Source organism: Methanomassiliicoccaceae archaeon DOK (genome assembly GCA_009911715.1).
In the GTDB taxonomy this organism is placed as follows: Archaea; Thermoplasmatota; Thermoplasmata; order Methanomassiliicoccales; family Methanomethylophilaceae; genus Methanoprimaticola.
Window position 1 is genome coordinate 819,285 of the sequence record CP047880.1, and the last position, 18,239, is coordinate 837,523.

13 protein-coding genes are annotated in these 18,239 nt (G+C 62.5%); 7 read left to right on the forward strand and 6 right to left on the reverse strand.

What is annotated here, in order from left to right:
* Nucleotides 1-77 precede the first annotated feature (77 nt).
* Nucleotides 78-269: a hypothetical protein gene (locus tag JS82_04195; GenBank protein QHK17347.1), complete on the forward strand. Its 192-nt coding sequence runs from the start codon at nt 78-80 to the stop codon at nt 267-269.
* Here JS82_04195 and JS82_04200 read toward each other — a convergent pair whose 3' ends face one another.
* Entirely contained in the window at nt 270-1,106 is an 837-nt protein-coding gene (locus JS82_04200) for a cobyric acid synthase (GenBank protein QHK17348.1), read from the reverse strand.
* Nucleotides 1,103-2,932, reverse strand: coding sequence for a cobyric acid synthase (locus JS82_04205; GenBank protein ID QHK17349.1), 1,830 nt, complete (start codon nt 2,930-2,932; stop codon nt 1,103-1,105). Before JS82_04205 ends, JS82_04200 begins: the two co-directional genes overlap by 4 nt.
* A 198-nt stretch (nt 2,933-3,130) precedes the next feature.
* Here JS82_04205 and JS82_04210 point away from each other — a divergent pair, with 198 nt between their 5' ends.
* From JS82_04210 to JS82_04230, 5 genes are all read left to right on the forward strand, one after another.
* On the forward strand, nt 3,131-4,318 hold the full coding sequence (locus JS82_04210) for a DNA repair exonuclease (protein QHK17350.1): 1,188 nt from the start codon (nt 3,131-3,133) through the stop codon (nt 4,316-4,318).
* The gene (locus JS82_04215; GenBank protein ID QHK17351.1) at nt 4,315-6,489 is read left to right on the forward strand and encodes an AAA family ATPase; all 2,175 of its coding nucleotides are present in this window, start codon (nt 4,315-4,317) and stop codon (nt 6,487-6,489) included. Before JS82_04210 ends, JS82_04215 begins: the two co-directional genes overlap by 4 nt.
* Nucleotides 6,490-6,800: 311 nt before the next feature.
* Nucleotides 6,801-8,387, forward strand: a complete 1,587-nt coding sequence (locus JS82_04220; GenBank protein QHK17352.1) for a DNA primase — start codon at nt 6,801-6,803, stop codon at nt 8,385-8,387.
* A 14-nt stretch (nt 8,388-8,401) separates the two neighbouring features.
* Complete coding sequence (locus JS82_04225; protein QHK17353.1) at nt 8,402-9,916, forward strand: AAA family ATPase; 1,515 nt, start codon at nt 8,402-8,404, stop codon at nt 9,914-9,916.
* Nucleotides 9,917-9,997: 81 nt separating this feature from the next.
* The gene (locus JS82_04230; protein ID QHK17354.1) at nt 9,998-11,944 is read left to right on the forward strand and encodes a hypothetical protein; all 1,947 of its coding nucleotides are present in this window, start codon (nt 9,998-10,000) and stop codon (nt 11,942-11,944) included.
* On the opposite strand, the gene JS82_04235 is transcribed toward JS82_04230, so the two are convergent.
* From JS82_04235 to JS82_04250, 4 genes are all read right to left on the reverse strand, one after another.
* Nucleotides 11,931-12,353 (reverse strand): GNAT family N-acetyltransferase, encoded by a 423-nt coding sequence (locus JS82_04235; protein ID QHK18400.1) that lies wholly within the window; start codon nt 12,351-12,353, stop codon nt 11,931-11,933. The genes JS82_04230 and JS82_04235 overlap by 14 nt on opposite strands.
* 46 nt (nt 12,354-12,399) lie before the next feature.
* A complete protein-coding gene (locus JS82_04240) occupies nt 12,400-14,487 on the reverse strand; it encodes a hypothetical protein (GenBank protein QHK17355.1) in 2,088 nt (695 codons plus the stop codon).
* Nucleotides 14,488-14,645: 158 nt separating this feature from the next.
* Nucleotides 14,646-16,538 carry a cadmium-translocating P-type ATPase gene (cadA, locus tag JS82_04245; protein QHK18401.1) on the reverse strand — a complete coding sequence of 631 codons (1,893 nt, stop codon included), beginning with the start codon at nt 16,536-16,538 and terminating at the stop codon, nt 14,646-14,648.
* Between the two features lie 31 nt (nt 16,539-16,569).
* On the reverse strand, nt 16,570-16,794 hold the full coding sequence (locus JS82_04250; GenBank protein QHK18402.1) for a heavy-metal-associated domain-containing protein: 225 nt from the start codon (nt 16,792-16,794) through the stop codon (nt 16,570-16,572).
* Nucleotides 16,795-16,879: 85 nt separating this feature from the next.
* Between JS82_04250 and JS82_04255 the strand changes: the two genes are divergently transcribed.
* Nucleotides 16,880-18,235 carry an MATE family efflux transporter gene (locus tag JS82_04255; protein ID QHK17356.1) on the forward strand — a complete coding sequence of 452 codons (1,356 nt, stop codon included), beginning with the start codon at nt 16,880-16,882 and terminating at the stop codon, nt 18,233-18,235.
* The last annotated feature ends 4 nt before the right edge of the window (nt 18,236-18,239 follow it).

The window sequence follows — 18,239 nt, forward strand, 5'->3', positions numbered from 1 at the left end:
AGCGGCATGGCTGGATGACAGCTCCATCATCGTCCGAGCACCCGAGCGATTTATAGGATGCGGACCATCGCGCATCCATGGCGAAGGTGGTATTCTCAGAACGCGTCGTCGACCTCCCCGCGGGCTCGACCATACAGGAGGCGGTCTCGGCGGCGGGCGAGCATCCGGACGCATTCATCTTCCTGATCGGGGGCAGGCCCGTCCCCATGGACACCGTCCCGCCCGAGGACGCGGAGGTCCGTGCGATGAGGGTCGCCTCAGGCGGATGATCAGGACCCCATCATGGACTCCAGGGCTTCGAAGTCGAAGCCCGACGATTCCGCCGTGTCTGTGAACTCGTCGATGTTGGCCATGAAGGCGCTGCGGGCGTCGGTGCCGCTCAGCCTCCCCTGCGAGTCGGAGAGCGAGTCCTCCTCGGGGAACCTCAGGTCCATGTAGGGGAGCACACCCAGGCATCTCATGCCCGTCATCCCCTCTATGCGGGCTATCCCGTCCGCCAGGATCGAGGCGTCTCCTCTGAACCTGTTGATGACGAACCCCCTGACCTGTCCCCTGACGTCGTCCGGCAGGAGCCTCCAGGTGCCGTATATCGCGGCGAACACGCCGCCCCTCTCGATGTCGCCCACGAGCACGGCGTTGATCCCCGTCTCGCGCATCAGGCCGACGTTGGCTATGTCGCGGTCCATCATGTTCAGCTCCACAGGGGAGCCGGAGCCCTCGCAGACGAGGACGCCGTGCCTGTCCGAGAGCCTCCCCATGGCGGCCACGGCCTCGGACATGGCGGCACCGCGGTCCATGGGGCGGGACTCCGATATGTCCATGGACGGCCTGCCGTTGAGGACCATCTGGATCACGCCGTTGCCGGAGGGCTTCAGGAGCACGGGGTTCATGTCCGTCTCGGGCTCGAGGCCGGCAGACCAGGCCTGGAACGCCTGGCCGATGCCGATCTCCCCGCCGTCCCTCGTGGCGTACGAGTTCAGTGAGAGGTTCAGGCCCTTGAAGGGGACGGGATCCATGCCCTTTCTCGCGAAATGCCTGCACAGCATGGCGCAGAACGTGGTCTTCCCGGCTCCGGAGGAGGTGCCGAGGACGAGTATCCCCTTCATTCCGTCACCCCCAGGATGCGCATGAGCGCGTCCATGTCGATGTTCTCCTCGAAGACGTCCGCCAGTCTGTCGATGTTCTCCTCGACTATGTCGTCGTAGTCCCTGGTGTCCGAGGTGTCCACCCTCTCCCCGTCGTGGGAGACGAAGGAGAGGAAGTACCTCCTGAACGGCATCCTGTCGAAGACGCCGTGGAAGTAGGTGCCGAAAAGCATCTCGTCCTCGCGGACGGATCCCTCCAGCTGCCTGTCCTTGGTGAACTTGTTGGTGATCTCGAAGAGGGGCCTCTCCGTGACCTCCGTGGTCCCCATGTGGAGCTCGTACCCGGTCACCTCCCCTCCGTCGCCGACCAGCATCTCAGCGGTGTTATTGACTATGCGCTTGGAGTACTCCCCGAACTCGGTCCTGTTCCCGAAGAGCCCGAGTCCCTCCATGACGGTGCCGGGGACGCCGCCCTCGATGCCCTGGGAGTCGTCCAGGACGGCACCCATCATCTGATACCCTCCGCAGATGCCGACTATGGGGACCCTGCCGCGGAGCGACCTTATCCTGTCGGATATCCCCCTCTCGTCCATCCACTTCAGGTCGTTGATCGTGTTCTTGGTGCCCGGGAGGACCACGGCGTCGACGCCGTCCAGGTCGGCTGCCTTCTCGACGAACCTGACGGACACGTCCTCCAGGAACAGCGGGTCCAGGTCTGTGAAGTTGGCGATCCTCGGGAACCTGACGACGCCGACCACGCACTTGCCCTCGCCCTTCCCGCGGACGCCCCTCAGCGCCTCCGAGTCCTCGGAGGGCAGGGTGACGTCGGCATGCGGCACGACCCCTATCACGGGGACGCCGGAGATCCTCTCGAACTCGGGGATGGCGGTCTTGAACCCGTCCGGCTTTCCGCGCAGGTTGTTGAATATGACGCCCTTGATGCGCTTCCTGTCCTCTTCGGGGATGAGCTCTATGGTGCCCAGGGCGTAGGCGAAGGACCCGCCCCACTCCACGTTGACGACGAGGATGACGTCAGCGTCCGCGATCACCGCGGCGCCCATGTTGACTATGTCCCTGTCATAGATGTTGATCTCCGCGGGGGATCCAGCACCCTCCATCAGCACCACGTCGTACCTCTTCTTCAGGAACTCGATGTTCTCACGGACGATCTCCCTTCCTGGCCCTGGCACGAACTCGCCGTAGTAGTCGGTCACGTTGTAGTCGCCGTACGGCTGGCCGAGGACCATGACCTGGGACACCGTGTCGCCCTTTGGTTTCAGGAGGATCGGGTTCATGTGCGCGTCCGGGTTCTTGAGCCCCGCCGCGGTCGCCTGGAGAGTCTGGATCATCGCAATCTCGGAACCAGAGCGGGTGACCTTGGAGTTCAGGCTCATATTCTGGCTCTTGAAGGGGGCCACCAGAAGCCCTCTCCTGTGGAGGATCCTGCAAAGCGCCGCCACGGTGACGGACTTGCCGGCATCGGAGGTCGCGCCCACGACCATCAGCGCCCTGCCGGTACGGAAGAACCTCTCCTTCGCGGAAACCAGTATGTCAGCGAAACGCGGGTCCCCCGCCTCGGTGATGCCAAGACGCTCGATCTCGGAGAGCACGAACTTGACCACGGGCGTGCGGTGGATGAAAAGGCAGTCGGAGCAGTTCCAGATCTTCTGACCGTGCCTTCCGACGATGAAATCCCCCAGGTCGGTGTCCTCGCATGGGTAGAACGGGCAGTAGCAGAACGTGCAGTCCTGTCCCGAGAAGTGGCTGGGATGGTAGTCGCATTTGAGGTTCGGCCCGATCCATCCGGCCTTCAGCTCCTCGTTCACCTTCTTCTTGATGCAGTCCATGTGGCTCTCCGGTGAGATGGATGGTCTATCCAGATTTTAATGGTGGCGAGGAACCCGGACGGACATGATGCCCGGGGACCCACGGTTCCGGGCGGTTATTCGGAGGAAGCGGAGGACGTCTGGCTGTCCTTCCGAGGCGGGACCTTATTCGGAGACCCCTCGATTCCATTAAAATATGGCCACGGCGCTGGAAGGGCCATGGGTGCACACTTCAGATTTGTCCATTGCGCGGACCTCCACCTGGGGAGCAGGTTCAAGGGGGTTTCCGTCCGCGACCCGGCCATGGGCGAGAGGATGACGGAGTCCGTCTTCGAGTCCTTCGGCCGCATCGTCGACCTGGCCAGGTCGGAGAAGGCGGACTTCATGGTGATAGCCGGGGACGCCTTCGACGAGTCCACGATTACCCCTGCAACGAGGCACAGGTTCGCATCGGAGCTGGGACGCCTGGGCATCCCCTGCTTCATCGCCCGCGGCAACCACGATCCGCACACCTCGTGGGAGTCCAGCATACCGTACCCCGACAACGTCCACGAGTTCGGGACCGAGCCGGAGTACATCGAGCTCGAGGGGCTCGACGGAGTGGAGATCGTGGGAGCCAGCTTCGCCGACTGGCACGAGGAGAGGAACCTCCCGTCCATGGTCAGGGGCTCCCCCGACAGGTTCACGGTCGCGTGCATGCACTGCGACGTGGACACTGTGGGGGCGCAGTACGACTACTCCCCGTGCAGGCTGAGCGACATGCTCGGGAGGGGGGTCGACTACTGGGCCATCGGTCACATCCACAAGCGGGCGGTGCTCTCGGAGGACCCCTATGTGGTGTATCCCGGCAACATCCAGGGCAGGAAGATCTCGGAATCGGGCGAGAAGGGATGCTATCTGGTCACCGTCGACGACGGCCGGGTGTCCGAGCTCCGCTTCGTCCCGACGCAGGGGATCGTGTGGCGCGACCTCGAGGTGGACATCACCGGGAAGACCATGGAAGGGGTCATAGCGGAGCTCCGTGGCACGGTCCGCGAGGGAGACATAGTCCGCGTGACGTTCAGAGGGTCCGGAGACCTCGACGCGATGCTGAGGCTCCACTCATCGGAGAACGCGGAGTACCTGTCGAAGGTCCTGGGCTGCACGGTCTGCGACCTGGTGGCCGAGACCACCCCGGACATAGACATGGATGCTCGTGCGGGCGGTTCCGACATGACGGCCAAGGCCATAGCGGCAGGGAGGGGGCTCGCAGCGTCAGGCCGCGAGGCCATCCTCTCGGTGATAATGGCCAACACGATCGCCGCCAGGCACCGCGACTACTTCGAGTCCCTGTCGGACGAGAGTCTGGCGGAGCTGGCCGAGGAGGCGACAGGGTTCCTGGTCGCCAGGCTGGAGGGGTCCAGATGAGGATACGCGGCATCGGGATCCGCTCCTTCGGCTCCCTGCGCGACAGGAGCTATGCGGTCTCCGACGGGATGACCGTCTTTCACGGCCCCAACGAGAGCGGGAAGACCACGACCATGGAGTTCATACGCACCGTCCTCGTCCCGTCGAGCAAGAGGAACCAGTACCCGGAGAGGGAGAAGACGGACTCCGGGACGCTGACCTACGAGCAGGACGGGGAGACGAGGACGGTCAGACTGGTACAGAAGTCCGTGGAGGGCGAGAGGCCCGCACTCCCTACGGGGACCGACGACCCGCAGCTGTTCAGGAGCGTGTTCGCCATGACATCCAGGGACCTGGACGACGAGAAGGTCCTCACCGAGGGAGGTATCAGGACCAGTTTCCTGACCGTCCCCGGCGGGGAGTCGATGCCCGCCGCCAGGGACGCGGCGACGGAGAGGTGGGAGGCCAGCCTCGGCAGGAGGTCAAACTCCCGCAGCAGGGCCATATCCCTCGAGTCCGAGATGTCCGATCTGGACCGCGAGATAGCCCAGGCCAGGTCGGTGGCCGACCAGTACGGGGAGCTGGACGCACGGAGGAGGGAGCTGATCTCCAGGCTGAATGGTCTGGAATCCGAGTCGAAGAGGTCCGTGGAGGCGAAGAGGATCCACGACGTGTACGAGTCCAACAGGGGGAACTACGAGAGGCTGGAGTCCCTGAAGTCACAGAGGGAGGCCCTGGGAGGGTTCGTCCCCGTCACCGATGCGGACCGCGCAGAGTTCGAGAGGCTGAAGTCGGAGTCCGTCCAGACGCAGTCCGCCCTCCAGTCACTTACAGAGAGGAGGGGGCGCGAGGAGGCCGACCTCATGGGCGCGGACAGGCGCAGGGTCTCCGCTCACGCCAAGGCCATCGAGGGTCTGCCCGGCAGGCTGCAGGTCTACAGGGACGACTCGAAGAGGCTGCGCGAACTCCAGGACGCCGACAGGCGCATCGTCGTCGAACCGCAGCCCCGGCCGAAGCAGGGCAGGGGCTCCGGGGGACTCGGCCTAGTCGCCGTCGGTGCAGTGCTGGCCGTCCTGGGAGTCATTGCCGCGCTGGCGGTCGAGCCGATGGCCCTGGCCCTGACAGTCGTCGGTGCGGTCATCATCGCCCTGGGGATGAGGAGGCCCGCGACTGTGGAGCAGCCCATGCAGACGGTCAGGGAACCCGGGAAATCAGCAGAGGCGGAGGGCGTCAGGAGCCGCATGTCGTCGTTCGAGGACGACGTGATGTCGATCATGGACGATCTGGGTGTGGATTCGTTCGGCGTCGAGGACGACGTCTCGTTCCTCCTCAGGGCCAGGGACGCGGCGGTCGCCCTCGGCAAGACCGACAACGAGATCATGAGGGCGAGGATGGACCAGGGGGCCGCCGGCAACAGGCTCCTGTCCTTCACGCAGAGGTACGCTGGCGAGGAGGGGTTCAGGGTCAGTCAGGAGAAGACCGCCCGCGCCGCCGCCATCGACCGCGAGATCGCCGTCCTCCGGGACGCGATAACCAAGGCCGGACTGGACCCCGACGTCCCCGAGTGCCCCGTCCCGTACGAGGGCGACACCGTCACCGGCGAGATCGGCGAGGCCCGTCAGGAGATCGGAGCGCTGGAGGAGAGGATGAAGGCGATTCTCGACACCAGGGAGCTGGAGAGGATGATGGACCGCAGGGCCCAGCTGGAGTCCGAGATGCACCGCGTCCTCGATGACGGTGCCGTCGGCCTGCTGGCATCCGCCATCGCCGACGCAGCATGCGACGAGATATACTCGAAGGTCCAGCCCGGAGTGATCTCCACCGCGGACAGGTACCTGTCCATGATGACCGACGGCAGGTACAGGATAGACACCGACCCCCGCCTGAAGGAGCTGTCAGTGCGCTCAGGCGACGAGGTCAAGCCGATCGGCGCCTGGAGTTCCGGGCTCAGGGCCCAGGTCCTCCTCTCCGTGAAGCTCGCCGTGGCGAAGGAGATGGGCGGTGGCGAGGTCCCCGTGGTGCTGGACGACGTGCTCCTCCCGTTCGACTCTGAGAGGAAGGCGGGCGCATGCAGGGCGCTGTCGGAGATGTCCTCGGAGATGCAGATCCTGCTCTTCACCTGCGACAGGGAGACGGTCGACATCTGCTCCTCGATGCCGGGTGTGAGCCTCGTGCGGATGACGGAGGCCTGACGGGGTCACGGCGTTAACCGATTCAAAACCGCTTAAACAAACCATTTTTCAATCATCTTTATAAATAACATATACATACGGTTGCGCGAGGGAGTGCACTGTATCCCTCCTGTCACATCATCACAATCATCACTCGCCTTGAATGCGGCGAACACCGGAACACGCGGGCAACGGGGCTCCGACCTGGCAAATGACGTGCATCCGGTTTGGTTAACTCAATGCGTACTCGGACCGCGGAGGTCCCGGACGTACACAAAGGAAACAGCAGGAGCAAAGGTGCTTTTCCCTCCTCATCACCCAGGAGGGTGCTCATGAATATAGATCCAAACACAACGAAGTACATGGTTAAAGCGAAGATCAACGCCGACGGAATCGTCGAGAAGCCCGATGTGGTCGGCGCCATCTTCGGTCAGACCGAGGGTCTGCTCGGCGACGAACTCGATCTCAGGGACCTGCAGAAATCCGGCAGGATCGGCAGGATCGAGGTCGAGGTCACATCCAAAGGCGGGAAATCCGAGGGTATCATCTACATGTCCTCCAGCCTGGACCAGGTGGAGACCGTCATCCTCGCCTCCGCGCTGGAGACCGTCGACCGTGTCGGACCCTGCAAGGCCTCCATCCACGTCCTGGGGATCGAGGACGTCCGCGTGACCAAGAGGGAGAAGGTCGTCGAGCGTGCCAAGGAACTTCTCAACGAGCTCATCAGGCAGTCCAAGGGATCCAGCTTCGACCTCACCGACAGCGTCAGGCAGAGCGTCCAGGTCGAGGAGATCACCACCTACGGAAAGGACAGGTGTCCCGCCGGACCCAACGTCAAGGACTCCGAGGCCATCATCATCGTCGAGGGCAGGTCCGATGTCCTCAACCTCCTCAAAGCCGGCATCAAGAACGCCATCGCCGTCGAGGGCACGAACATCCCCAAGACCGTCCAGGAGCTCTCCCGCGAGAGGGTCGCCACGGCATTCGTCGACGGTGACAGGGGAGGGGAGCTCATCCTCAGGGAGCTCTTCCAGGTCGCCGAGGTCGACTTCGTCGCCCGCGCGCCCCGCGCCCACGAGGTGGAGGAGCTCACCGCCAAGCAGATCATCAAATGCCTCAGGAACAAGGTCCCCGGCGACCAGTACATGGAGATGAACGGTCTGGTCACCGAGCAGAGGAGCCTCGAGGAGATCGAGGAGGAAGAGGACCGCGAGGAGAAGCACGAGCGCCGCGAGCGCAGGAAGGAGCGCGACGAGGAGCACAGGGAGCGCAGGAAGGAGCGCGAGGAGAGGCGCGAGAGGGAGCCCAAGAAGGAGCGCTTCAACAGCGAGGCCATCGACAAGTACAGGAAGAAGCCCGTCGAGACGCCCGCCGAGGAGCCCGAGGAGAAGCAGGCCGAGCCCGCCGACGTCATCGAGATGCCGGCTGCCGAGAGGTCCCTCGCCGTCAAGGGCGAGACCCACCTGATGGTCCGCGAGGAGCCCGTCGAGACTCCCGCCGAGGAGATCGAGGCCCCTGCCGAGGAGTCCGAGGAGAAGCCCAAGAAGTCCAAGGAGGAGAAGCCCAAGAGGGAGACCAAGACCAGGTCCCTCCGCGGGAAGAGGTCCAGCGACAAGGTCCTCACCCCCGAGCAGCAGGAGTTCCGCGACATGCTCCTCGACCTGTCCACCACGCACAACGCCAAGGTCCTCGGTGAGGGCAACAACCTGATCCGCGAGGTCGCCGTCAAGAGCCTCGTCAACTCCCTGAAGGAGGACTCCGAGAACGTCGTCGCCATCGTGTTCGACGGCGTCATCTCCCAGAGGATCCTCGACGTCTCCGCCGACAAGGGCATCACGACCATCGTCGGCACGAGGAAGGGCAACATCACCAAGATGCCCGCCGACATCACGATCTGGACCAAGGAAGACCTCTACTGAACCAAGAGATTCACATGACGGAGAAGAGACCCGTTGAGACCTGGGACGACTTCGCGTCGATGTCGTCCACCGACGAGATCCTGATCCCCTCCGACCCCCTGGACCGCGTCCTGGGGCAGGAGGAGGCCATCGAGCTCGCCAAGATCGCAGCCAGGCAGCGCAGGCATCTCCTGCTCGTCGGTCCCCCCGGGACCGGCAAGTCGATGATCGCCAGGGCGCTCTCCATGAACCTCCCCCAGCCGAAGCAGGAGATCAGGGTCATCAAGAACCCCGAGAACCCTGAGAGGCCCTTCCTCGAGGTCCTCGATGCCGAGGAGGTCGAGAGGGAGGAGAACATCCGCGCCGAGTCCGTCGGCGTGCTCCTGAAGCCCGAGGAGGCTCCCGCCAACGTCGCAGAGCATCTGGGATACAGGTGCAAGTCATGCGGCAAGTACTCGCAGCCCACCGACCTCACATGCCCCCACTGCAACCAGAGCAAGCTCGACGGCGTCAAGCGCAGCAACCCTTTCCAGGACCTCCTGGGAGGGATGCTGGAGGTCGCGCTCCCCGAGGCGACCGCAGGCAAGGAGAAGGTCCACACCACCCGCACCCGCGACGGTGTCGAGGAGGTCGTGATCTTCGAGAGGGCCGGCGACATGATCCGCATGCTGGACCAGAAGGCCATCGACAAGAGGTCCGAGCTCACCAGGACCAGCAACGAGAAGGTGCTGGTCAAGCTCCGCAGGGACCCCTTCGTCCTAGCCACCGGCGCCTCCGAGACGGAGCTGCTGGGCGATGTCAGGCACGATCCCTACGGCGGCCATGAGAAGCTCGGTACCCCCGCGTACGAGAGGATCGTCGCCGGATCCATCCACGAGGCCCACGAGGGAGTCCTGTTCATAGACGAGATCTCCCATCTCGGAGACCTCCAGAGGTACATCCTCACCGCCATGCAGGACAAGGTCTTCCCCATCGTCGGGAGGAACCCCCAGTCCGCCGGCGCCAGCGTCAAGGTGGACGACGTGCCCTGCGACTTCATCCTGGTCGCCGCGTGCAACATCCAGGACCTGGAGAACATCCTGTCCCCGCTGAGGTCCAGGATCATCGGAGGAGGCTACGAGGTGCTCGTCGACATCGCGATGCCCGACACCCCCCACAACCGCGCCAAGTACGCCCAGTTCGTGGCCCAGGAGGTCAACCTCGACGGCCACATCCCCCACGCCACGGTCGAGGCCGTGGAGCTCATAATCCAGGAGGGGAAGGCGAGGGCCAAGGCCGACAACCAGAACAACGCCCTGACGCTCAGGCTCAGGGAGCTGGGCGGACTCATCCGCGCCGCCGGGGACATCGCCGTCATGGAGGAGTCCCCGCTGATCACCGGCGACCACATCCGCAGGGCGCTCAGGAGGTCCAGGAGCGTGGAGGAGCAGATCCGCGAGAGGTACGGCTCCTACAACAAGGGTCTCTCCAAGGACGTCACATCCGCCCAGAAGGAGAGGTCCTCCTACTACTTCCAGACCGAGCATCTCGACGACACGATGTTCAACTAAACTCGATTCTTGGAGGTCGCACGGCGTTTTCTCCGAGCGACCTCCGCATACCATTTAATCGTTGACCCCGATGACGGCACCATGACGCACCGGGGAGGCTGGACGCTTCTGGCATTCTTCGCCGTCACCGTCGCCGTCATGGCCGCCGTGGCATCCATGCCCGTTTCCGAGGCTCCCTCGGTGGACCAGGACCTGGTCGACGAGTACGGCTACGCAGACGTCATTGTCTACGAGGGCACGCGCTCCTCGGTGTACATTGCCACCAAGGTCCCCGTGCAGGGCTCCGACGGCGGGGTCAGTTACGAGTGGGAGGTGGAGTCCGTCTCGCAGGGCTCCAGTCCCAGCCTGGCACGTCTGTCCGAGTTGTCAGAAGGGTTCACCGTCGTCATGGTCGGGGGCACCCTGGGGAACCTGACCCTGGTGCAGACCGACGTCGTCGACGGGGTGTCCCCGGTCGACGTGACCTTCGAGATGTACGGCGGGTCGCTCTCCGACCTCAGGGTCCTGACAGTGCCTTACTCCCTGGAATCCCAGCTGGAGAACTCCTACACGCTCATGTTCGGCCCCCTGGGCACAGTGGAGCTGGATCTCGTCTCTGGCAGCATAGGCGACCTCATCCCGACGGAGGACATGGTCTCCGCCGACTCCCTCGACATCACGATCGGCGAGGGCATGGTCATCGACAGGATGCTCACGACGGGGTCCAACGGAAGGTACGCATCGGTCAGCGTGGAGCTGAGGGGAGGCCATGTCGGGTACATGACGAACGAGAAGTCCGTCGTCGGATCGCTTTCATACGACTTCCGCAGCGGCGCGGTCGACTACTTCTGCATCGGCGCCGACACCGAGAACGGGAGCAACACTTACCTGTCGGACCTGAACACCTTCTACGTCCAGGGCGACGTCCACGTTCATGTGGACGACTCCGTCGAGGTCCGCCAGGCCATCATAGGGGCGGGCATCCTGGACATCCCCTCCAGGCTCTGGAACGGTGACGTCGCTCAGTCCACCGCATCAACCAACGTGGAGATAGACGCAGGCGACATGCCCCTGAGCCCGGACACGTGCTTCATGACCTCCAACAGGTCCCAGGGCAACGTGTACCAGTTCACCACCTACACGGTCGGCGGCACCCCGAGGACGAAGGCCATGAGCACCGACTGCTACGTCTCGGGCTCCTCTTCAAGACAGCCCGTCTACGGGGATGAGGGGGTCTGGGCGTCTGCCACCGACCTGACCGTCAACGTCGGCCAGTATCTCTACGTGAACGCGCAGATGACCATCAGCTCGGGATCAACCTTCACCGTGTCCCAGGGCGGATGCCTCGTGACCACCGGGCACATATTCCTCGTCGGACTGCTCCAGAACGACGGTGATGTGTACAACAGCGGCGTAATCGAGAAGAGGGAGGGCGGCACCATCGCCGGGAACGAGCCCATCGGCGACGGCTTCGTCGCGTACTGCATCAACGTCAGTCCTGCGGACGGCAGGATCGATGTCATGGCGTCGGACGACGACACGGTCATCCTGCGGACGGACAGCACGGTATACATCAGCCGCATATCGGTGCTTCTCGAGAACGGTGACAGGGAGGTCACCATAACAGCGCCGGAGTCCCTGTACATGGGCGGGGACATGTTCCTCATCGGCCTCAGGGAGGTGTCCGGGGCCAGCTCGCTGGGTGCCTACAACCTGGACGTCATCGGGATCGACGAGGCTGTCCTCTCCTCGATGAGTATAGAGGTGACGGTGTCCTGCTCCCTGGGGTCGGACACCGGATGCTACGTCTACCATGTGGACGAGGAGACGGGCGATGTCGTCGCGATGGAGATCACCGACAGGTCGTACGGGGAGATCACCTTCCTCGCGGACGGGACCGGGCAGTACTTCCTGTCGACCACGTCCCCGGAGGGTATCGACGATTCCGACGGCAGCGTGCTGTCCGAGAACGCTCTCAACATCGCTCTCGCTGCGGTCATCGTCCTCGTCGGGGCGATCGTGGTCTACATCCTGCTCAAGAAGGACTGATGCCGCCGCCGTAGGTGGCGGAGACCATGCGGTAGCCGTCGCCGCCGTCGTTGTAGTAGTGCGGCAGGCTCTCGGTGATGACGAACCCGTGGCGCTTGTAGAACTCTATCGCCTGCGCGTTCCCGGTCCTGACCTCCAGCTGGATGGTCCCGATGCCCTCCATCACGCAGACGCGCCTGAGAGCGCTCAGGAGGGATGTCCCCGCGCCGTGTCCCCTGACGGAGGAGTCCACGGCGAGCAGGGAGACGGTCGCACGGCCCATGTCCAGCCTGGCGCCGCAAAGCGCCCCGACTATGCCGCCGGTGACCGATTCAGCGACGAACTGCCCCTCTGGCCACTGGTTCAGGAAGAACCAGATGCTCTCGGGGGCGAAGTACTCGTCGAGGTTGAGGTTTATGACGGCGAAGATGCCGCCGGCATCATCCGCCGTCGCTTTCCTGACGTAGAACGTGGGATCACTTCCTCTTCTTGGAGGACCTCTTCTTGCCCGACCTGCCGACGGCGGCGATGGCTCCGAGGATGATCACGATCAGGGGTATCAGGATGTAGAGGTTGTCGGAGATGAGCTGGCCGATGTCGCCGAGTCCATCGTCCTGATCCACCGTCTCTCCGGGATTGTCTGGAACGGTGGGCTCCTCCGGCTCCGGTGGATCCACTGTGGATTCGGTACCGACGAAATACGTCTTCGTTACAGTGATGTGATCCCCATCAGCGTTGGTGACGGTGACTGTCAGAACCCTGGATTCTCCGTCACCGGATGCTATCATTTCGTATGCTATGCGGGGGATTTTCGTTGGTACAGGATCCTTTCCGTCACCGAAGTCCCACAGGTACTCGTACTCCCCTTCGGGTGATACCGTCACCGTGAAAGTAGCAGTCTCTCCTGATTCATATGAGGACTTGATCTCGGAGATGTCGACCTTGAATCCGTCATAGTCATAGCATTGGTTGAAGTCGTTCATGAACGCCTGGGCGAAGTAGTCTGCTATGTCCTGAGAGTATATCGCAACCGCGACTTCCCTGTTGTTGAAGAACGATGATGGAGTCCAGTTGACTGACGACACGATGGCCACGTCATCTGAGACGATTCCCTTGTTGTGCACGTAAGGTGTGGTCAGCACTCCGGCCATTATCAGGCTCTTCCCGTTGATGTTCTTCTCGACCGTGTTGTAATTATCAACTCCGGTTCCGAAGATCAGTCTGCAGTCCACTCCTTCGTTTGCCTTGCTTGCCATCATCCCGAGCGGAGATTCGGGACCCATCTCCTGATATGTACCATTCAGGCTCTGCTGTTCTGCGTACAGCCTCTCCTTCGCATAATCGATGAAGTACTCCGTGAAGTCGAAGGAGTTGTCGTTAGACAGAATAGGTGTGATCTGGGCCTGGTAACTGTCGAAGTCTGCATCGCCGTGGCCGTCATACCAGGGTATGGACACCTTGGCGTTAGGGAACTCGTCCTTGAGAAGGGTGACGTCTCCGTATGACATGCTGAAGTCGTTCTGGAAGATCCCGTACATGTAGTCAGCGTATTCTTGGCTTTCGATCACAGCACCCCATCCGCGGTTGCCATCGTTACCCGAATAGACGTTGTAGTCGATTGAGCCGTTCAGATTTGCAGTGGTCCAGTTCTCGGATGTCACAACAACCGTGTTCATGTCTATGATGGCGTACTTGGCGTGGTCCTGGATATAGCGGGCCGAGTCGCCCATGCCGATCATCCTCACATCGGCACCTGCATCGACGAGGGCCAGAAGGGTAGGGGCGCAGTCGGCTACTGCCTCATCTCCGTCCACCGGCGTTCCCTCGATGAGGATGTCGACGTCCAGTTCCGGATTCTCGGTTAGCTTCTCGTATATCAGGCCGCAGATGTTCTTGTTGGACAGGATGTAGACATTGATGTAGAGGGATTCAGTGGCCGATTCGACCGCATCGTAAACGGGTATCCCTCCGCTGTCCGGGAACAGGAACGGTGTGACCGTGGCATCGAACTTCAGATCGGGGTTGAAACCCTCCTGCGTCTGACCGTGGACGTAGTAGAACCAGTCCTCCTCACTGTCGGTGTCGTATGTTCCGTGCCTCTGGAAGATCGTGTCGTTCTTGTCGTCGAAGGACACGTCACTAGCCCACAGGTCAGGATCCTCAATCAATACTTTTCCGTAGCAAAAGGCGTCGACGATCGTGTCGTCCTTGAAAAGGTAGACATCGTCACCGTCGTTGTTTAGGGCAAAATTAGTGGATTTTACAATACCATGGGTTCCTGTGTAATACACCTCCACTCCGTCTCTGTTGACGAAGCTGTTGGGTTCGCCACTGCTCGTCGCTATCACGACGAATGAGTCGGGTTCAACAGTGATCGATTCGGTGAAACTTATGTACCCCTCCCTGCTGCCAAGGTCGGAGTTGTCAGATATGAGGTAGTCCCTGAGATCGACGGGGGAGTCACCGTAATTGTAGACTGAGACCCCCTCGTTGTCATAGGGATTCACCTCGTACAGCATGAGCCCGTCCATCTCGCCTGACGCGTCCGAAGCGTCGGATGTCATGGGCACAATGCAGATGACGGCCGTGACCGCCAAGAGAATCACTAGAGATCTTCTGAGTGCATCCATGAGACGAGATTGTCGGGTGCGCGGTTAAGCATATCGGAGGCTCGCGCACCCGGACATGTAAGGAGTTTCCAGATGGTGTTTCGAATGACCGCTCAGGCCTCCGAGGGGACGCCTGCGGGGGCTTCCTCCTTCGGCTGGTACCTCGAGACGTTCATGCATCTCATGGCGTTCAGGATGGCGATTATGGACACGCCGACGTCACCGAAGACGGCGACCCACATGTTGGTGTAGCCGAACAGGGTCAGGGCCAGGAGTACGAACTTCACGCCCAGTGCGAAGACGATGTTCTGGACCACGATGCGGTTGACCCTCTTCGACAGCCCTATGCAGGTGGGCACCTTCGACGGGGCGTCGTCCATGATCACGATGTCTGCCGCCTCTATCGCAGCATCCGACCCCAGTCCGCCCATGGCGATGCCGACGTCCGCCATCGCGAGGGAGGGGGCGTCGTTGATCCCGTCACCCACGTAGACCACGGTGGATCCGCGGGGGCAGTCCGCCATCGTCCTCTCCAGCGCGTCGGTCTTGTCTGCGGGCAGGAGCTCGTAGCGGATGTCGTCTATCCCGAGCCTGGTTCCCACGTCGGTGCAGATCCTCGCCGAGTCGCCGGAGAGCATGACCGTCCTCCTGACCCCCGCCGCTTTCAGCGCCGAGATTGCCTCCTCCGCGTCGGCCTTGACGACGTCGGAGACGACGATGTGGCCCATGTAGCGGCCGTCGACCGCGACGTGGACGTTGGTTCCGGCGACCTCCTCGGTGCAGTACTCCGCGCCGACGTCGTTCATCAGTCTTTGGTTGCCGACATGGACCGTCCTGCCGTGGATGACGGCCCTGACGCCCTTGCCGGGGATCTCCTCGGCGGTCTCGACCTCCGAGACGCTGAATCCACCGACCTGGGTGCGGAGGATCGACTTGGATATGGGGTGGTTGGACACGGACTCGGCCTGTGCGGCCGTCCTCAGGAGCTCCTCGTCCGCCATCTCCAGGGAGTGGACCCTGGAGACCTCGAACCTGCCCTCGGTGAGGGTTCCGGTCTTGTCGAACACGACCGTGTCCGCCTTGGATAGCGCCTCGAGGTAGTTGCCGCCCTTGACGAGGATGCCCAGCTTCGACGCGGCGCCGATGCCGCAGAAGTAGCTGAGGGGCACTGAGATGACGAGGGCGCAGGGACAGGAGACGACAAGGAACGTGAGCGCCCTGTAGACCCATGTCACCCAGTCGCCGAGCGCCAGGCCGGGGACGACGGCTATGACCAGCGCCGCACCGACGACAGCAGGCGTGTAGTACCTCGCGAACCTGGTGATGAACTTCTCGGTGGGGGCCTTCCTGGACACCGACTCCTCCACGAGCTCCAGCACCTTGGCGGCTGTGGAGTCCTCGTACTCCTTCTGGACCTCCACGGTCAGTTTGGATGAGATGTTGATTGTCCCTGAAACGACATCGGCGCCCGGGAACACGTCGCGTGGCATGGACTCGCCTGTCAGTGCGCGTGTGTCCAGGGTCGATGTCCCATCGACGACCCTGCCGTCCAGAGGGATCTTCTCACCTGGCAGGACGACGATCCTGTCCCCTACGGAGACCTCCTCGGGGTCCACGGTCTCCATCGAACCGTCCCTGAGGACATGAGCGACCTCTGGCTGGATGTTCATGAGATCGGAGATGGACTTGCGGGTCTTGCCCACCGCGCGCCTCTCGAACCACTCCCCGATCTGGAAGAACAGCATCACGGCGACGGCCTCGGGGAACATGACCTCGGTGACGCCAGGCAGGGCCGATATGAGGAACGCACCGAGAGTGGCGACGGTCATGAGGAAGTTCTCGTCGAACACCTGACCGTGGCTGATGTTGCGAGCGGCCTTGAGGAGGACGTCGTACCCGACGATGAGGTATGCGGGCAGGAGGACGGCCAGCTGGACGATTGCGTCCGCGTCCAATATGTAATGCAGCGCGAGTCCGACGGCGAAAAGCGCACCCCCGACCGCCATCCTGCATGCGAAGACGTTCAAGTTATCGCCTTCACTTGAGTCTTACAACCTTGACGTCGCCCTCGACCTTCTTCGCGATGCGGGTGGCCTCTTCGACGATGGTGTCCATCCTGTCTTCCTCGGCGACTATGGTCATCTTCTGCGTCATGAACGCCACGCTGGCCTCCTGGACGCCAGGGATCTTCTGCACATCGTTCTCAATCTTCGCTGCGCAGTTGGCGCAGTCCAACCCTTCGAGCTTGAATACCGCTTTCATGGTCATCACATTTGAACAGATGAACAAGTATTCAACTATATGAACCCTCCGAGGCTATAACTCGGAGGACGTCGATACTGCTGGCATGTCGGCGGAAGGGAACGTGTCCATGCTGCTGGGCGACCCCAGGAAGGCCATCAGGACGATGACTGTCCCCCTTCTGATAGCGCTCCTGGTCATTCAGGTCAACGCCCTGGCGGACAGGGCTTGGTGCTCGGGCCTGGGCACCGACGCCCTCGCCGCCACCGCCATCTGCGCACCCCTGTACGAGGTCATAACCGGCCTGGGCACCGGGCTCGGCGTCGGAGGCGCAGCCGTGGTCTCCAGGTACATTGGCGCCGGCTCCAGGAGGGAGGCCTCCAAGGGGACCGCCCAGACCCTCCTGTTCTCCCTTGTGTTCGGGCTTGTCCTCACACCCGTCCTCGTGCTTCTCTGCCGCGACATTCTTGTCGCTGTGGGATCCGGTGATGTGACCGGCATCTCCTATGACTACATGATCTGGATAATGGTCGGTACCCCCGTCTTCATCCTGAACGGCGCGGTGGCGGGACTCATCAGGGGCGAGGGGGCCGCCAGGATGTCGACCGTTATGATGGTGGTCCTCGCCTTGGCGAACATAGTCCTGGACCCGATCCTCATCTACGGTCTGGACATGGGCATCGCCGGCGCGTCCGTGGCCACGGTCCTAGCGACCACCGTGTCGACGCTCATAGGGCTGTACTACTATCGCGAGTCCAGCTACATCAAGCTGCATCGCTCCGACCTCCGCCCGGATTCCGGGAAGATGAGGACCGTTCTGAGGGCCGGGGTCCCTCAGATGGCTGAGTACACGGTGATGTACGCCATGAACCTGGTTCTGAACTATCTCGTGATATGGTGCGCCGGGTCCGAGGGCCTGGCGGTCTACTCGGTTCCGAGCATGGTGGTGAATATCGCCCTGCTGCCAGCCTACGCGGTTGGCTCCGCTCTGGTGCCCGTCGCCTCTGCTGCGTACGGCCGCGGGGACATGCAGAGGATGAGGGATGCCTACCGCTACTCGATCAGGTTCTCGGCCTGGATGGTGCTGCTCCTCACGGCGCTGCTGTTCATAATTCCCGACCCGTTCATCTATCCGTTCACGTACTCGGACGGAACCGAGTACCTGCGGGGCGAGATGGCCGAGGCTCTGAGGATCTATGCCCTCTGCATCCCGTTCTACTGCTTCATACCCCTGGGCTCCAGCATGCTCCAGGCCCTGACGCTTCCGAACTGGTCCCTGGCGATGTCGTTCGTCAGGAACATAGTCTTCATAATCATGTACGCGGCCGGGGCGATGGTGTCGCTTTACTGGATCTACTGGGCCGTCGTCTTCGGTTCTATGGTGGGCGGTCTCATGGCGTACCTGTTGGCGGACCGCGGTTTCAGGAAGATGGGCGCGGGCCCGAAGGCCCGGCCCGTTTGATCGT